12 protein-coding genes are annotated in these 17,318 nt (G+C 46.7%); 10 read left to right on the forward strand and 2 right to left on the reverse strand.

The window, feature by feature from the left end:
• Window positions 1–76: 76 nt before the first annotated feature.
• From topA to CS948_RS07985, 10 genes are all read left to right on the forward strand, one after another.
• Window positions 77–2,461 carry a type I DNA topoisomerase gene (topA, locus tag CS948_RS07940; RefSeq protein WP_099291159.1) on the forward strand — a complete coding sequence of 795 codons (2,385 nt, stop codon included), beginning with the start codon at window positions 77–79 and terminating at the stop codon, window positions 2,459–2,461.
• 111 nt (window positions 2,462–2,572) lie between these two features.
• Window positions 2,573–4,714, forward strand: coding sequence for a peptidylprolyl isomerase (locus CS948_RS07945; protein WP_099291160.1), 2,142 nt, complete (start codon window positions 2,573–2,575; stop codon window positions 4,712–4,714).
• Window positions 4,715–4,811: 97 nt separating this feature from the next.
• Complete coding sequence (locus CS948_RS07950) at window positions 4,812–5,390, forward strand: acyltransferase (protein ID WP_099291161.1); 579 nt, start codon at window positions 4,812–4,814, stop codon at window positions 5,388–5,390.
• Window positions 5,391–5,409: 19 nt separating this feature from the next.
• The gene (locus CS948_RS07955; protein ID WP_099291162.1) at window positions 5,410–6,537 is read left to right on the forward strand and encodes a DegT/DnrJ/EryC1/StrS aminotransferase family protein; all 1,128 of its coding nucleotides are present in this window, start codon (window positions 5,410–5,412) and stop codon (window positions 6,535–6,537) included.
• Between the two features lie 10 nt (window positions 6,538–6,547).
• On the forward strand, window positions 6,548–7,609 hold the full coding sequence (wecB, locus tag CS948_RS07960; RefSeq protein WP_099291163.1) for a non-hydrolyzing UDP-N-acetylglucosamine 2-epimerase: 1,062 nt from the start codon (window positions 6,548–6,550) through the stop codon (window positions 7,607–7,609).
• Between the two features lies 1 nt (window position 7,610).
• A complete protein-coding gene (locus CS948_RS07965; RefSeq protein ID WP_099291164.1) occupies window positions 7,611–8,906 on the forward strand; it encodes a glycosyltransferase family 4 protein in 1,296 nt (431 codons plus the stop codon).
• A gap of 8 nt (window positions 8,907–8,914) precedes the next feature.
• Entirely contained in the window at window positions 8,915–9,928 is a 1,014-nt protein-coding gene (locus CS948_RS07970; RefSeq protein ID WP_176554973.1) for a D-glucuronyl C5-epimerase family protein, read from the forward strand.
• 253 nt (window positions 9,929–10,181) lie between these two features.
• Window positions 10,182–12,110, forward strand: a complete 1,929-nt coding sequence (gene asnB, locus CS948_RS07975; RefSeq protein ID WP_099291165.1) for an asparagine synthase (glutamine-hydrolyzing) — start codon at window positions 10,182–10,184, stop codon at window positions 12,108–12,110.
• A gap of 11 nt (window positions 12,111–12,121) precedes the next feature.
• Window positions 12,122–13,156 carry a glycosyltransferase family 2 protein gene (locus CS948_RS07980; protein WP_099291166.1) on the forward strand — a complete coding sequence of 345 codons (1,035 nt, stop codon included), beginning with the start codon at window positions 12,122–12,124 and terminating at the stop codon, window positions 13,154–13,156.
• Window positions 13,157–13,159: 3 nt separating this feature from the next.
• Window positions 13,160–14,341: a glycosyltransferase family 4 protein gene (locus tag CS948_RS07985; RefSeq protein ID WP_099291167.1), complete on the forward strand. Its 1,182-nt coding sequence runs from the start codon at window positions 13,160–13,162 to the stop codon at window positions 14,339–14,341.
• On the opposite strand, the gene CS948_RS07990 is transcribed toward CS948_RS07985, so the two are convergent.
• A complete protein-coding gene (locus tag CS948_RS07990) occupies window positions 14,338–15,117 on the reverse strand; it encodes a hypothetical protein (protein ID WP_099291168.1) in 780 nt (259 codons plus the stop codon). The two genes, CS948_RS07985 and CS948_RS07990, sit on opposite strands and share 4 nt — an antisense overlap.
• Window positions 15,102–17,255 carry a lipopolysaccharide biosynthesis protein gene (locus CS948_RS07995; RefSeq protein WP_099291169.1) on the reverse strand — a complete coding sequence of 718 codons (2,154 nt, stop codon included), beginning with the start codon at window positions 17,253–17,255 and terminating at the stop codon, window positions 15,102–15,104. The genes CS948_RS07990 and CS948_RS07995 overlap by 16 nt, the downstream gene beginning before the upstream one ends.
• Window positions 17,256–17,318 lie beyond the last annotated feature (63 nt).

Raw genomic sequence — 17,318 nt, forward strand, 5'->3', positions numbered from 1 at the left:
CTAATTTTAGGACGAACTGCTTGAAAAAGCGATAACTCTGCTTCCGAGGGAAGCGAAAAGTAAAAGAGAATCGTGTATGATTGAAAATTTAGTAATTGTCGAGTCTCCGGCGAAAGCCAAGACGATTGAACGTTTTTTAGGAAAAGATTATGTTGTAAAGTCCAGCTTCGGACATATCCGGGATCTTGAAAAAAAAGATTTAGGGATAGATATAGAACATAATTTCCAACCCCAATACGAAATATCTCCCGATAAAAAAGCGATTGTAAAAGAGTTGAAGCAACTCGCGAAAGAGGCCAAGACCGTATGGCTGGCTTCCGATGAGGACCGCGAGGGAGAAGCCATCGCTTGGCACCTGTTTGAAGTGCTCGGCTTAAAAAAGGAAAACACGAAACGGATCGTTTTTCACGAGATCACGAAAGATGCCATACTGCATGCCATCAATAACCCGCGGGATATTGACGGTAACTTGGTAAACGCCCAACAAGCCCGTCGGGTACTCGACCGACTGGTGGGATTTGAAGTTTCTCCGGTTCTCTGGAAAAAGGTAAAACCATCGCTTTCTGCCGGACGGGTTCAGTCCGTGGCGGTAAAACTCATCGTGGAGAGAGAGCGGGAAATCAATCATTTCGAGGAACAAAAGTACTATAAAGTAATCGGTACATTCGAAACGAAAGATGCTAACGGGAATATCACACCCCTGAAAGCGGAATTATCCGAGCGTTTCTCCACGCAGGAAGAAACACTCAAGTTCTTGGAAGCCTGTAAAGAAGCATCCTTCTCGGTCAGCGATGTGGTAACAAGACCGACCAGTCGTAAACCGGCTCCGCCTTTCACGACTTCCACGTTACAACAGGAAGCCTCCCGGAAACTCGGTTTCTCCGTTTCCCAAACCATGTCCGTGGCACAAAAGCTTTACGAGCAGGGATCGATCACTTACATGAGAACGGACTCCGTGAACCTGTCCCAACTGGCTATCGGTGCAGCCAAAGCAGTGATCACGAATGCCCTTGGAGAAAAATATTCCAAGCCACGGAATTACGCAACCAAAACCAAAGGGGCACAGGAAGCCCACGAGGCTATCCGCCCGACTTACATGGACAAAGAATCCATTAGCGGGGATCGTAACGAGCAGCAACTTTACGCCTTGATCCGTAAACGGACACTGGCATCCCAAATGGCAGACGCGGAACTGGAAAAAACTACCGTAACCATTGCCATTTCAGGACAAAAATATAAATTCGAGGCAGAGGGAGAAGTCATCATCTTCGACGGTTTCTTGAAAGTTTACATGGAATCGTTCGATGACGAGAAAGAAGATGACGAGGCAGCATTACTACCCGCCATTCGCAAGGGCGACCAACTGGAACGCTCGCTTGTGCAGGCACAGGAACAATACACACTGCACCCGCCCCGTTACACGGAAGCAAGCCTCGTGAAAAAAATGGAGGCCTTGGGTATCGGGCGTCCCTCTACCTACGCGCCGACAATTACCACGATTCAAAACAGAGGCTATATTCTCCGGGAAAGCCGGGACGGGGTTGACCGGGAACTGGACCAAATCGATTTAAAAGGACAAAATATCAAAATAAACAAGATCAAGAAGACTTTCGGGGCAGAAAAGAAGAAACTTTTCCCCTCGGATATCGGGATGGTCGTTACTGATTTCCTGTCCCAGTATTTTACCAACATCATGGATTACAATTTCACTGCCAAAGCAGAAACCGCACTCGATCATATCGCTGAAGGAGAAATCGAATGGCAATCCATGATCGGCTCTTTCTACCGTCCTTTCCACGCAAACGTGGAGAAAACGCTGAAAGAGTCGGAGCGTAACAGAGGAGAACGCGTACTGGGAACGGAACCTCAAACAGGTGAAACGGTGAGCGTTCGTATCGGGCGTTTCGGACCTATGGCTCAAATCGGCGAGGGTGAAAATGTACGGTATGCCGGGCTACTAAAAGGGCAATTAATGGAAACCATCACGCTGGAAGAAGCTCTTGATTTGTTTAAATTTCCTCGCCAGTTAGGCGAATATGAAGACAAACCCGTCAGCGTGGGAATCGGTCGTTTCGGACCGTACATCAAACATAATCAGCTCTTCGTTTCTTTGAAAAAAGGAGTTGACGAGCCGGGTACAATCACGCTGGAAACCGCTATCGAGCGTATCGAGGAAAAGCGGGAAATCGAGAGAAACCGGAAGATCAAAGAATTTGATAATGGTGTTCAAATCCTTAACGGACGTTTCGGACCTTATATTACTTTCAATAAAGAGAACTATAAAATCCCGAAAGGACAAGAGGCCGATAAATTGACGTTCGAGGAAACCATGGCTATCATAGCGAAAGGTAACGACACCAAAAAGAAAACGACGAAAAAAACAACAAAGAAGACAGCAGAAAAAACAACAGAAAAAACGAAAAAAACAACCACAAAAAAGAAGAGTAAAAAGAGTGAGTAAGTGAATATATAGAAGGGAATAAAATTTATTTGCATAAAACCAATCCATTTTATATATTCGTACCCTCGAAAATAGATTATTTCGTGTGGAAAACATAAAATTTTAATATAAATGGCAACATTACAAAAAATTAGAAATCGCGGCGGACTACTTGTTAGTATCGTGATTGGTTTGGCCCTTGTGGCTTTCATTGTTGGAGATGCGCTTAGTTCTGGAGCCAGCCTTCTTAACCGCTCTAAAAATCAAGTCGGAGAGATCGCCGGAGAAGCTATCAGCATTCAGGATTATCAGCAAAAGGTAGCGGAGAACGAGGAAACGATCAAATCAATGAACAATTTACCTTCTCTAAACGAAGAGCAACAACGAATGATTCGCGAAAACACGTGGAATCAGATCGTGTCCGAAAACATCATGCAAAAAGAATATGAAAGTCTTGGGCTAGGTGTCAGCGGAGATGAGTTGTTCGATTTCACTTTAGGGGAAAATATGCATCCCAGTATCAAACAATTGTTCACCGATCCGCAAACCGGTGCTTTCGATAAAAATCTTGCCAGAGAAAGAATACAAATGATCTTGAACGCTCCCGCCAATAATATGCAAGCTCAAGCAAGCAAACAATATTGGTTGAACATGGAAGATCAGGTAGAAGCAGCCCGCAAGCAAGAGAAATACAATTCATTGTTAATGAAAGGTATGTTTATCCCGAACGAGATTGCAAAAGAATACGCCGAGAATGCTTTAACGACTGTTGACATCAGCTTCATCTCGAAGAGTTATAACACGGTAAGCGATTCAGCCGTAAGCGTGACGAACAACGAAATAAAAGATTATTACAATTCACACAAATATCTGTTCGAACAACAGGAAATGCGGCAAATCGTTTACGTGAACTTTGACGTTTCCGCTTCAGCCGAAGATATTCAAGAAACAGAAGAATGGGTAAAAGAGTCCATTCCGGAATTTACCAATGCAAGTAACGTGATTGAATTCGCTAATCTTTCATCCGAAAAAAGATTCCAACCCAAATACTACAAAAAAGGAGAAATCGGGAATGAAGAATTGGATGAATTTCTTTTCACTGAAAAAGGTAACGGCGTGTACGGACCTTACTTGCAAGACAACGCGTACAATATTGCACGCGTAGCCGACCGTAAAGTAATGCCCGACTCTGTAAAAGCCCGCCATATCTTGATTTCAACCCAAACGATGGAGGCTTCCCGCGCTGAGAAATTAGCGGACAGTCTGGCTGGATTAATCCGTAAAGGAGGCGACTTCGACGACCTTGCCAGAAAATATTCCGCGGATCAAAATTCAGCTATCAACGGGGGTGACTTGGGATGGTTTACACAGGAAATGATGATACCTTCATTCAGTGACACTGCATTTATTGCCAAGAAAAATGAAGTTAAAATCACGAAAACTCCTTACGGTTACCACGTTCTTCAAGTAATGGACATGACAAAACCGGTAGAGAAAGTATTACTCGGAATCATTGCCAAAGAGATTACCCCGTCACAACAGACGGTCAACAAAATCTACAATGATGCCCGTACTTTCGCAAACAATATCAACACGCTTGCCGATTTCGATGCGGCTGTTACTGCCAACAACCAAACCAAGCGTATCGCGAATTTAGGTAAAAACGACGCTACTATCCCGGGTATCGAAAGTGCCAGAGAGATTATCCGTCAGGCTTACTTAACGGATAAACCGGGATTCATCCTTATGGACAAGGAGAAATCTCCGATTTTCGAAACAGGGGATAAATTCACGGTTGCCGTGTTAACCAACATTCAAGAAGAAGGTATCGCACCGTTAAACAGTGTAGCCCCCATGATTCGTACCGAACTTATCAGAAAGAAAAAAGGTGAAATCATCGCAAAAGAATTGACCGGTGCTATCTCCGGTAGCGAAAGTTTGCTTTCTGTCGCTCAAAAGGCAAACGCACAAGTTATGGATGCGACGGATGTCAGCTTCAGTTCCTTCCAAATCCCCGGAGCCGGAATCGAACCCAAGTTAATCTCTGAAGTGATGACCTTGCAGGAAAATCAAATCTCCAAACCGATTATCGGTAACCAAGGAGTATATGTAGTAGTAGTTAATTCCAAAACCGTTGAAACGGCTACCCCCGAACAAATCGAGGCTGCAAAGAATTCAGCACTACAAATGAACATGACCAAAATTTATTATCAGACTCTTCCCGCCTTGATTAAGAAAGCAGGAGTTACCGATGCCAGATATAAATTTTACTAGTAGCTAAAACCACAAACCTAAGAAAACCGTCCGACACACCGGGCGGTTTTCTTTTGTCAAAAAAAACGCTATTTTTGTTTTGAAAAACAAACACGACATGGAAGAATATTTCGCACACGAAACAGCCGTCATTGACGAAGGCGCAATCATAGGAAAAGGAACTAAAATATGGCATTTCTCACATATCATGAGCAATTGCCGCATCGGGGAAAACTGTAATATCGGACAGAATGTAGTAATCTCTCCCGACGTCATTCTGGGAAATCAAGTGAAAGTACAAAACAACGTATCGGTCTACACGGGCGTGACCTGCGATGACGACGTATTTTTGGGTCCTTCCTGCGTGTTCACGAATGTAACGAACCCGCGGAGTGCCGTGAACCGCAAAAGCCAGTACGCACGGACGCACGTGGGTAAAGGTGCGACAATCGGGGCAAACGCAACCATCGTCTGCGGGCATGACATCGGGGCTTACGCCTTTATCGGCGCCGGGGCTGTCGTGACCAAAACCGTCCCCGCTTACGCCTTGCTGGTCGGGAATCCGGCACGCCAACTGGGATGGATGAGCGAATACGGGCATAGGCTGCATTTCGACAAAGACGGCATCGCCGAATGTCCCGAAAGCAAACAACGGTATCGCTTGCAAAACGGTATTGTAGAAAAGATTACAGAATAATAATATAAAATATTCCATCATGAATATAGCCATGGTAGACCTTCACGGGCAATACGAACGTATTCGGGAAGAGATAAACCACGCCATACAGGAAGTCCTCGACTCTGCGGCATTTATCAACGGACCGCAAGTAAAACAATTTGAACAACACCTCGCGGAATACAATCAAGTGGAGCACGCGATAACTTGCGCGAACGGAACCGATGCCCTGCAAATTGCCTTGATGACCTTAGGCTTACAACCGGGTGACGAAGTGATTGTGCCCGTGCATACCTACGTGGCAACGGCGGAAGTGATTGCCTTACTGCATTTAGTACCCGTGTTTGCGGATTGTGTGGCAGACCGCTTTACGATAGACGTTACCCGGATTGAAGAAAAAATCACCCCCCGCACGAAAGCCATCGTACCTGTTCACCTGTACGGTCAATGTGCCGACATGGAGCCTTTGATGGAAATTGCCAAACGCCACAACCTCTTCGTGGTGGAGGATGCCGCGCAATCCATCGGGGCGGAGTACACTTTCAGCGACGGACAGAAACTGAAATCCGGGTGTATCGGCGATATCGGCACCACTTCATTTTTCCCGTCCAAGAACTTGGGATGCTACGGGGACGGCGGAGCCTTATTTATCCGGGACGCCCGACTGGCAGAACGTGCCCGCATGATTGCCAATCACGGGCAAAAGATTAAATACCACCACGATATCGTGGGTTGCAATTCCCGGCTGGACACGTTACAAGCCGCCATTCTCGACGTGAAATTACGTTATCTCCGCGAATACACTGCCGCCCGTAACCGGGTTGCCGACAAATACGACGAGGGACTGGCTTCCGTCAAAGGCATTCTACTTCCCGCCCGAGCAGCCAATAGCACGCACGCGTTCCACCAGTACACGATACGAGTGGCGGACAAACGCCGGGATGAACTGAAAACTTTCCTGCAATCCCAAGGCATCCCGAGCATGATATATTACCCGGTTCCTTTACACCTGCAACAAGCCTACCTCCGCGAAGGACAAGGGAAAGGCTCGTACCCCGTGTCGGAGCAACTGAGCGAAGAGGTACTATCCCTGCCCATCCACACGGAAATGAAACCAGAGGTTCAAGAATATATCATACAACAAATACACGCGTTTTTTAATCAATAATACCCGTTCCATGAACATTATCACCATCGTAGGGGCAAGACCTCAATTCGTGAAAGCGGCAGTAGTCAGCCGGGAAATCAGCACTCGCGACGATATTCACGAAACCATCATACACACGGGGCAACACTTCGACCCCAATATGAGTGATTTGTTTTTCGAGGAAATGCGGATTCCCGCTCCCGGTTACAACCTCAATATCAACAGCCTGAGTCACGGTGCCATGACCGGTAAGATGCTTGAAGAAATCGAAAAGGTACTTATAGACAAGAAACCGGACTGGGTGCTTGTATACGGGGACACGAACTCCACCCTCGCCGGGGCTCTTGCTGCGAAGAAATTACATATCCGGGTAGCACACGTGGAAGCCGGGTTGCGTTCATTCAACATGACCATGCCGGAAGAAATCAACCGGATTCTGACAGACCGCGTTTCCGATATCCTTTTCTGCCCGACGGAAACGGCTATCCGCAACCTGCAAAACGAAGGCTTCGACCATTTCGACTCCCGTGTCGTGCTATCGGGAGATGTCATGCTGGACGCCGCCCTCTTCTATCGGCAATACAGCCGTCCGCCACAAATCGAACTGAAGCGGGATTTCGTACTCGCCACCCTGCACCGGGCTGAAAACACGGATACTCCCGAATACTTGTCGGAAATTATCCGGGCACTGGAAACGATTTCACGGGAGCAAGACGTCCTTCTCCCCCTTCATCCCCGTACCCGGGCAAAACTGGAGGCTTCCGGCTATAATACCCGACTCTCCCCCATTCGTTTCATCGACCCCGTGGGATACCTTGAAATGATTCACTTGCTGGACAAATGCTCGCTCGTCATGACGGATAGCGGGGGCTTACAAAAAGAGGCTTTCTTCTTCCGGAAATATTGTATCACGCTCCGGAACGAAACGGAATGGACTGAACTCGTTGACCACGGTTACAATGCCTTGGCGGGAAATTCATACGACAGAATTATCCAAGCCTACCGGGAGCAACCGCATCCTGACTTTTCTACCCCCCTGTACGGTGACGGACATGCCGCGAAAGTGATTGTCGATACTTTAATCGAGGCGTAAGATGAAAAAGAAAGTTTTGATTATTACCTACTATTGGCCGCCAAGCGGGGGACCGGGAGTGCAACGGGTGCTAAACTTCGCGAAATACCTGCCCAAGTACGGGTGGGAACCCGTGATACTGACCGTCAGAAAAGGCGAGTATCCCGCTAAAGACCCCTCGTTGGAAAAAGAAATCCCGTCGCACCTAAAGGTGTACAAAACAAAAACTTTCGAACCGTTCTCCATTTTCAAACTGGTTTCCGGCAAAAAGAAGGACGACGCAATCGGGACCTATATTCTCTCCGAGAAAAGCCCGAACCTCGTCACCCGCCTCTCCAAATGGATTCGGCTCAACCTCTTCATCCCCGATGCCCGTGTCGGCTGGAAACGTTACGCCGTGAGGGAAGGAAAGAAAATCATCCGGTCGGAAAACATTGATTTGATTCTCACCTCCTCTCCTCCCCATTCGTTGCAACTAATCGGTCAAGCCCTTGCCCGAAAAACGGGGAAACCGTGGATTGCCGACTATCGCGACCCGTGGAAAGAGGTCGTTTACAACCAAAACTTGAAAAGGAGTGCCCGTGCCGAGCGTAAAGACCGTCGTCTGGAACACGACGCCTTGAATGCCGCCGATGGCATCGTGTCCATCAGCAAGGACATCCTGCAATTGCTCGAAAGCAAACGCGAAAAACCGCGAAACGGTTGTCTGGTCTTCAACGGTTACGACAACCGTCCGGCTCCCCTCCCGCGTAACGACTGCCCCGTGATTACTTACACGGGAGTACTTTCAGTCACCCGTATCCCGACACCCTTACTCCCCGCCCTTCGGGAATTGCGGGAAGAAAATATACGGTTCCGGCTGAAATTCATCGGGAACACCTGCCCCGAACTGCGACAACTCGTGGAGGAAAACGGGCTGACAGCCGACACGGAATACATATCCTATCTCCCTCACGACGAATCGATACGCCATATCAACTCGTCCGACGCCCTGTTACTTGTTATTGATAACGTACCGAACAACAAGGGCATCCTTACCGGAAAATTGTTCGAGTACATCGGGGCTCAACGTTCCATCCTCGCCATCGGCAATACCGAGGGTGAAGCCCGCCATATTATCGACGAATGTCAATGCGGGGAAATGGTCGACTACAATGACACGGAAGGTGCCAAAAGAATATTACGCAAGCTCCACGAGGCATGGCAACGTCAAACACCCGCCTACTCGTTCTCGAACAGTTCCCGTTATTCCCGCGAGGCAACCACCGGGGAGCTGGCTCATTTCATGAATCACGTGCTTTCCCGGCACACGAAATAAACAAGCCTATGAAACTGAAAAATGCCTTATTCTTCGGAAAAAGATTGTTGACCGATTTCAACGAGAACAAGCATCTGGCTACTTGCACGGACAACAAAAGCACTGAACTGACTTATTATTATTTTCTTTTTGAAGAGGACAAAATCAACACGCGGGGCGGCAACCACCCGTTCCAATTTGATGAAGCGGGTATTCCCCTCGTGCACTCCTACATCGACGTGGTTGACGGAAAAGGATATTACTATTACCCAATCACCATCGGGCAATACGCTTTAGCCGTGTTTCATAGCTGGCTCAAAACACATGATAGCGAAAAGAAAGCCTATTTCCTCCGTTTTGCCGATTGGTTCATGCAGCAACGGGAGGAATCGCCCGAATTGGGTTGTTACTGGCTGACCGAAACCGCCAAACCGGAATACCGTGTCACCACCCCGTGGAAATCGGCATTCACCCAAAGCCGAGCTATCTCTATCCTCTTGCGGGCATGGCAAATGACACAAAACACGGAATACCTGCACGCGGCAACACTTGCCCTTATCCCTTTCACGAAAGATATATCCGAAGGCGGTGTTTCCGTTGACCGGGCAATCGGCGAAACATTCTATGAAGAGTACACGGCCGCCTACCCTACCCGCGTGTTGGACGGACATATATTCTCGCTCTTCGGTCTACACGATTACATTCGTGCCGTCCCGGAAGAAGTGAATCCCGACGGGCACGCCCTCGCCCTCCATCTATTCAAGGAAGGTGTGGAAGGGCTTATCCGCCAACTACCTAAATTCGACATGGGCTACTGGTCCCGCTTCAACCGCTGCGACCTGCCCGGTTACCCGCAAAACGACCCCTGCACTATCGGCTATCTCCGGCTGGTACGCCATCAATTGCTGGTACTCCACCAAATCACGGGTAAAGACGAATTACGCGCGTACAGTGAAAAATTCCGCCGATACGACAATATCCGGAATATCCTGAAAATGTATCGCCATAAATTCAAAGCTCTGAAAAAACTGAACAGGTTATAGCCCCATCCCTCACCCCCATGACCTAACCTTTACCCGACCACATAAATGGTGCAATGACCAATCATGAAGGTATCATAAACGTTGATTTACGTCTATGCTACGTTCATGATACGTTCATGCTACGTTCATGAGGTTAGGAAAAGGTTAAGAATAGGCTGCCCAACCATAAAATAAGTATAGATATTCCGTATCTCTCATTTTTGTGTTACTTTTGTAAAAAATGCAACCGATGTCCAATTAATGAACAAAGAATATGTGCGGAATAGCCGGAATATTTGAACGCGACAAGGATAACAAAGAATTGATGTCGGAAATGCTGACCGCCATAAAACACCGCGGTCCGGATGACCAAGCCGTCTATGTCCACCGGGATTTTACTCTCGGGCATCGGCGCTTGTCCATTATCGACGTGACAACTTGCGGGAATCAACCCATATTCAACGAGGATAAAACGGTTTGCGTTATTTTCAACGGGGAAATATACAATTACGAGGAGATACGGGAAGAATTAAAAAATAAAGGACACGTGTTTTACACGGCTACCGACACGGAGGTGCTGGTTCACTTGTACGAGGAACACGGTACCGGGTTCTTCAACAAACTGAACGGTATTTTCGCTTTTGCCCTGCTGGACATGAAGAACGAGCGCTTGATTCTCGCACGGGATCATTTCGGGGTGAAACCGCTTCACTATTTTTTGAAAGACGGCGTACTGGTATTCGGCTCGGAGCAAAAATCCATTATCCTTCATCCCAAGTACGAGCGACAACTCAACCTGAAGGCCTTACACGTTCACTTGAACTTGCGGTACACGCAAGGCAACGAAACCCTGTTCGAGGGAATCAAACGTATCCCGCCGGCACATTATGCCGTGTTCGAGAAAGGGTTGTTCACGGTAAAACGTTACTGGCAATTGTCTGTCGATGTCGATCGCTCCATCACGGAAGACGAAGCAAAGGAGCGGATGAACGCGTTGATCAAACAGGCCGTGAAACGCCAGCTGGTGAGTGACGTCCCCGTGGGAGTATATCTTTCGGGAGGGTTGGATTCTTCCGCTATCGTGCAAAAGATGCATGAATTGGGAGTACCGGAAATCAACACGTTTACCATGGGATTCAACGAACCCACGGACGAGTTTCCCGACGCACAACAGCTAGCGGATTACTTTCACACGAATCATCACACGCTGAGTCTGTCGATGAACCCGATGCGACAAATGCCGCAAGTTATATGGCACGCGGAAGAACCGAAAATCAATTTGTTGCAGGGATTCAACATGTCGGCGTTCGTCCACCCCACGGTGAAAGTTGTACTGGGGGGATTAGGCGGGGACGAGCTATTTGCCGGGTACGATATTCACAAGTTCGTTTACCCGTTCAACCAATGGCACCGCCATATGCCGCGATGGATGCAACGCTTCGGACGTTGGAAGTCGGATTTTATTTTCAAACTACAAAATAATTCCAAGTCTTTGCGGTATGACGAGTACCGACGGGGAGTGCAAATGCTTCTCTCGATTGGGGACGTGGAGCGCTTTTATCTTATCCTCCGTAACGCGTGGGACTACGACACGCCATTCTACAAGAATATTTACTCGGAGAAGTTTTTGCATCAACACCAAGCGGAACTTATTCCGGTTCACAAGGAGTTCGATAAAATTTTCAACGACGTGAAGAACGAGAACGCACTAAATCAAGTGCTATACACGGAATTCCAGTCCAAAATGGTGAATGATTACCTGCTCACGGACGACCGGATGTCAATGGCTCATTCCGTGGAAGAACGGGTGCCTTTCCTCGACCGGGAGCTGGTGGATTTCGGGTTCTCTCTGCCCGTGGAACTTAAAATCAAGAATAACCAGACGAAGTATCTGTTCCGGGAAGCCATGAAACCCTATCTGCCGCCCAAGATCATCACCAAGAAGAAATGGGGATTCACGGTGAACCCGTATCTCCAGTTCAAGAAGGATTTGAAAGATACCGCCGAAAAGATTCTGACGAAGGAATACATCGAAAAACAAGGCATATTCAATTACGAATATATCCGGTATATCTTGGATTATCCGGCTCACCCGAAACTCCGGTGGCACTATAATTTCATTTGGATTATCCTAGGACTCGCGATTTGGGAACAGCAATTTATCTATAAACGGGTAGAAGATAATATTGAGGCTTATTATTAAAGGGAAAATGTATGAAATATTCTATTATCATAGCCGTTTACAACCGATTGGATGAAGTGAAAGAACTTCTCGATAGTGCCGAAAGAATAGAAGGTGATCGGGAACTTTTTGAATTTCTTTTCGTGGATGACGGTTCGAAAGACGGTTTTCGGGAATTTATAGAGCAATACCGTTCAGCAAGCGGTTTGCAGATTCGTGCCGTCTACCAAAAGAATCAAGGCCCGGGAGCCGCGAGAAATCACGGGATGCGGGAAGCCAAAGGAGATTATTTTATCTTCGTGGATTCGGATTGCATGTTTCCCCCGCATTGGCTACGTGAAATAGAGAAAGTACAAAACGAACACCATTACGACGCTTTCGGCGGACCCGACACGTGTCATCCCTCTTTCTCCCCTCTGTTAAAAGCGATCAATTATTCCATGACTTCTTTTATCGGCACGGGCGGCACGCGAGGAAATAAAAAACATGTCGGACGTTTCTATCCCCGGAGTTTTAACATGGGCATATCCCGCGAAGTCCATGACACGATTGGAGAGATGGGAGGTCTTCGCCACGGGCAAGACATGGATTACTCGATGCGTATATACAATGCCGGATTCAAAGTAGGACTTATTCCTGATGCTTACGTTTACCACAAGCGACGGACAAGCATCCCGAAATTCTTCCGCCAGATATTCAACTGGGGAGTGGCACGTATCAACCTCTCCCGTCGTCACCCGCACACGTTGAAAGTGGTGCATTTGTTACCCGCAATCCTTATCCTCGGTCTGTTCGGGTTAGCCATTGTGACCTGTTTCACGGGGCTAATATTCCCGATGCGTGTCCTGTGGAGCATTGTCGGTTGCGGACTGCTGGCGGTTTGCCTGCTGGCTTTCCTTCAATCTTTGGGAAAGTATCACAGTCTCGCGGTTGCCTTCTTGTCAATCATCACGCTGTTGATTCAAGTGTTCGCATACGGATTCGGGCTTCTGTGGGGAGGGTGGAATGCCTTGTTGGGCAAAGAAGTGAGGGGATTTTCAAAGAATTATTACGGAAATAAAAAATAAGACATGAAAATAGGTGTCATATTAGATAAAGAGATCACGAGAGATCAACGGGTACTGAACGAGATCAAGGTTTTGGAAAATCACGGACACGAGATACACGTTCTCTGCCCGGATTTGCTGAATATCGGACTATCGGGGACTATCGGTAAAACTAAAATCACACGCTTCAAGATGTCAAACAGGCAAAGAGAAATCCTGTTCGGAATCGTGAACCGTTTCCCGCTATACAACTGGATATGGCAAAAACAAATCCGCCGTTTCATAAAAAATACCGGGGTAGAAGCCTTACACACGCATGATTTGTACATGGCAAAACCCGTGTACACGGGCAGCCGCGAATACCGGCTCCCGATCACTCTCGACTTGCACGAGAACTTCCCGGCAGCGATACAATCCTACACGTGGGCAACGACTTTCCCGAAGAGTTTGCTCGTGGTTCCCAAACGCTGGGAAAAACTGGAAAAAAGATACCTTGAATATGCCGACAACATCGTCGTGTTGTGTCATAGCTTTCAAGAAGAGTTAAAACAAAAATACCCGTCACTCGCGAGAAAACGCTTCGTTATTTATCCCAACGTGCCGGACACGGAGGAACTTTTAAAACACGATACCGCTCCCGAAACAGTTGCCAAACAAGATTTTATCATGTTCTATTTCGGGGCTATCGGTGTACGCCGCGGATTGATTACCTGTTTTAAAGCGTTAAAGGAACTTGCCCCGAAATACCCGGATATAAAACTATTGCTTATCGGCCCTATTGACAAAGGGGATAAAGAAGTATTCAAGACCTATATGAATGATCCTCAAATAAAAGAGCAAATCATTTACCACAAATGGAAGGATCTGTCCGAGTTTCCCGTTTTTGCCCGCCAATCCGCTATCGGGTTATCCCCTTTAATCAAGAATCCGCAACATGATTCCGGTATTGCCAACAAGGTTTACCAATACATGCTGTTTGAAACTCCCGTACTGGTGTCGGATTGTACCCCCCAGTTGGAATTAATCGAAGAAACCGGAGGCGGAATGGTATTCCGGAACGAGGACGTGGGCGACCTCACGGAAAAAATCATCTATCTCTATCAACACCCGGAAGAACGGAAACGCATGGGAGAGAACGGGAAGAAAGCCGTGTTGGAAAAATACAACTCGGTAGTGGCAGGCAACACGTTGAATACGATATACTAACGATCTAAGAAAGACAACCAAAGTTTGCGCACATTCGAGAGAAAATGATGATTCCAATGCTCAGGGTGAGTCAATAACAGGATCACGGAATCACCTTGCTCGATAGCCTCGACAGGGGATTTACCGTATCGCCAGACAGAAGCGTCGGTCACCGAGGCATCCGATATGTAGGTCGTGATTCTTTCCCTCAAAGCTTCGTCGTAAGCCTCGAAAAGGATATCATGTTCTTTTTTGAACGTATCGTCCACGAGAATATGATTCGGGACACCCAGTTTCCTGTTCCAAGCCGCACCGTGGGAACAGAGAGAGGTCATGGAACCGAAACTCTTTCTAAATTCTTGGATTTCCCCGGCTAATTGTTGTTGACAGGAGAGAAGGATTTCGGAAGAAATCTCTTTTTTGTCTTTCAATTGCAAGTATCTCATCTTCAAGGCTAAGGTTTCGTAATGCAGTCCGACCTCGAATCCTTCACGAAGCATTCGTTTCACGAGAGAGGATTTCATGGTTAAATGCCGGAAATAATAAGAGGCATGAACTCCTAAACGCCTTTCCACCTCGAACATCCTTTCCGCCCCGCGGGAATCTATATCCACATCGTGACGAAGCAAGAGAACATGCCCCGACGGATAATCTTCCCGCACCCATTCAAGTAACGACATTACCCGATAGCCGTTCTCCAAAGCCCGTTTCAAAAGAGCTTCATACTCCCCTATCCGGTCTTTCTGCCGAAATAACTTGCGATATATTCTTTTCCAGCGGTTCATCGGTTTATCCATGTCACTTTAGTCGGTTCAAAATGGAAACGTTTTTTAAATAAAGCTAACCCTCGGGAATTTCCCCAATAAGAGTCATAAATGATATACCTTACATCGTCCCGCTCAAAGCAACGCTGCACGACTTCCAAAAGCAAGAAATACACAACCCCTGCTTTCAGATAAGCGCCATGCCCCAATATATTATTTATAAATATCGTTTCGCCCAAATGCAATGTACGGATATACCCGACCAGTTTATCATCCATAAACACCCCGTACACGTCCATCCCCTCGCCCCGGGTAATATTTCCCCGCTGCAAATATTCTTGTTTTATCTCTTTTCCCTGCCGTACTTCCAATGAAGTGTTCACTTCAAAAATCTCATTCTCGAATAACTCCGGTTCAATAGACCGAAATTCAGCCCCTTTCTTGTGCGCCTGCTGATGAAAATACTTGACCGAGTTCTTGCCTTTCACCGTTTCGTAATACGCGGCGAAATCGTTATGATATTTACTTTTATCCAACAAGGCTATAGCTATTCTCTTACGAGGCACTAAAAATAAAAATTTAGCCTTTCGTTTACTAAATTCCCTACTCAATCGCCCGGCAACAACAGTCTTTCCCAGATTAACTGTTTTACGGGGCATAGAGGTCAAAGAAGACCAATAATATCCCAACATCAATTTCCAATTATCCCACATCCCCGTGATTCTTTGAAGTTCCACGTCATCGTAAAATTTCCATGCATAGAGCATAAAAGGATACGCGACCAACAACCCGATCTTGATAATGAAAGCAATCCATATATTCAACGGAGCCGTCAAAACGCTCAGAAGATAGATTGCCGTACCAACCGCAAGAACTTTTCCCAACTTACCCAACTCGTAGGGTATCGGATAAGCCTTTTGCGCGAAATAGTAGGGTATGCCCCAAGAAATTATTTGCGCCACCAAGGTTGCCAATGCAGCCCCGTACATTCCCATCGCGGGGATCAAAAGTATATTCAATCCCAGATTTATAAACGTGATCAAGATGATCGAGGAACTGATAATTTTTGTCCGTTTCGTGATTTGTAAACCGATAACGGAAGCATCCCGCAACATACCGAAGAATATCCCGAAAGTGATAAAAGGAACGATATACACGGAAGCATAATACGCAGGATTAGACGCCACCAAGGCAATCAATTCTCTGGATAATAAACTTAACCCCAAAACACAATACATTCCTCCGAAAGAGAGATAAGTAAATATCTTTGAATAAAAACGTCGATTGTTCGGGTCGTTTATTTTTTTCATCATCAAGGGCGTCAGTGCCAATTGAACGGAAGCAACGATGAATATTTTCAACGTGTTACCGATTTTATAACCGAATGCATAAAAGGCAACATCATCCATCCCTTTCATGTAATTCAGCATATATTTATCGAAAACGGTCAATAAACCGCCCACGATAGCGGGGAACATCAACGGGTAGCTATACGAAAGAATTTGCTTAATAGCCGCAAATTCCAATTTCAAGGCTGAATTTTTTATAATAAAAGGCAACAGGAGTAATATTTGGAATATAGCCCCGATCACTTGCGCCTCGTACACCCCGGTAATTCCCTTTTGCCGCCCCACGATAAAATAAACAGTTACACCCAAGGTAACGACCAATTTCAAAATATTGACTACCGAGAACTGCACGGAACGGCTTTTCAACCGCAACAGATCCAACACCGGTGCCACTATCGCGGATAAAACGGAATACACCAACAGCAAATTGAACACGTAAGGCAATTGTTCAAACGACTCCATTTTCTCCCCTGCCAACAACAACCCCTCTATAGAATCCCGGAATCCCCACAGGATCATACCCATCCCCACAGCTGCCACCGTGGTCATCAGCATTATCGTGAAGAACAGACTTTTCTGACGTTCCGCATACTCCTTATCCCAATACCAACGCACGAGCCCGGCATAAAAAGCCAATCCCATGGCGGCAACCAATACTTGGGACGTTACGTCCAGAAGGCTCAGCATCCCGTAATCGGCGGGAGAAAAGAATTTTTCGTTCGTGTACAACGGAATCAGAATAAAACCGACCAACTTGGAAGCAAAGTTTCCAACGCCATACACGACGGTATGCTTCATGGTCTGTTTTATATCTCCGAACATCTTTTACGCTAAAATATAAACTTATCTATACACGAAATATTTCTCAAACGGGAACAAAGATAC

The sequence above is a fragment of the Butyricimonas sp. Marseille-P3923 genome, assembly GCF_900184685.1.
In the GTDB taxonomy this organism is placed as follows: Bacteria; Bacteroidota; Bacteroidia; order Bacteroidales; family Marinifilaceae; genus Butyricimonas; species Butyricimonas muris.

Coding starts and splice junctions, on each gene's coding strand:
- CS948_RS07945 (WP_099291160.1), top strand. CDS start 2,573: ATGGCAACATTACAAAAAATTAGAAATCGCGGCGGACTACTTGTTAGT.
- CS948_RS07995 (WP_099291169.1), bottom strand. CDS start 17,255: ATGTTCGGAGATATAAAACAGACCATGAAGCATACCGTCGTGTATGGC.
- CS948_RS07990 (WP_099291168.1), bottom strand. CDS start 15,117: ATGGATAAACCGATGAACCGCTGGAAAAGAATATATCGCAAGTTATTT.
- CS948_RS07955 (WP_099291162.1), top strand. CDS start 5,410: ATGAATATAGCCATGGTAGACCTTCACGGGCAATACGAACGTATTCGG.
- CS948_RS07985 (WP_099291167.1), top strand. CDS start 13,160: ATGAAAATAGGTGTCATATTAGATAAAGAGATCACGAGAGATCAACGG.
- asnB (WP_099291165.1), top strand. CDS start 10,182: ATGTGCGGAATAGCCGGAATATTTGAACGCGACAAGGATAACAAAGAA.
- wecB (WP_099291163.1), top strand. CDS start 6,548: ATGAACATTATCACCATCGTAGGGGCAAGACCTCAATTCGTGAAAGCG.
- CS948_RS07980 (WP_099291166.1), top strand. CDS start 12,122: ATGAAATATTCTATTATCATAGCCGTTTACAACCGATTGGATGAAGTG.
- CS948_RS07965 (WP_099291164.1), top strand. CDS start 7,611: ATGAAAAAGAAAGTTTTGATTATTACCTACTATTGGCCGCCAAGCGGG.
- CS948_RS07950 (WP_099291161.1), top strand. CDS start 4,812: ATGGAAGAATATTTCGCACACGAAACAGCCGTCATTGACGAAGGCGCA.
- topA (WP_099291159.1), top strand. CDS start 77: ATGATTGAAAATTTAGTAATTGTCGAGTCTCCGGCGAAAGCCAAGACG.
- CS948_RS07970 (WP_176554973.1), top strand. CDS start 8,915: ATGAAACTGAAAAATGCCTTATTCTTCGGAAAAAGATTGTTGACCGAT.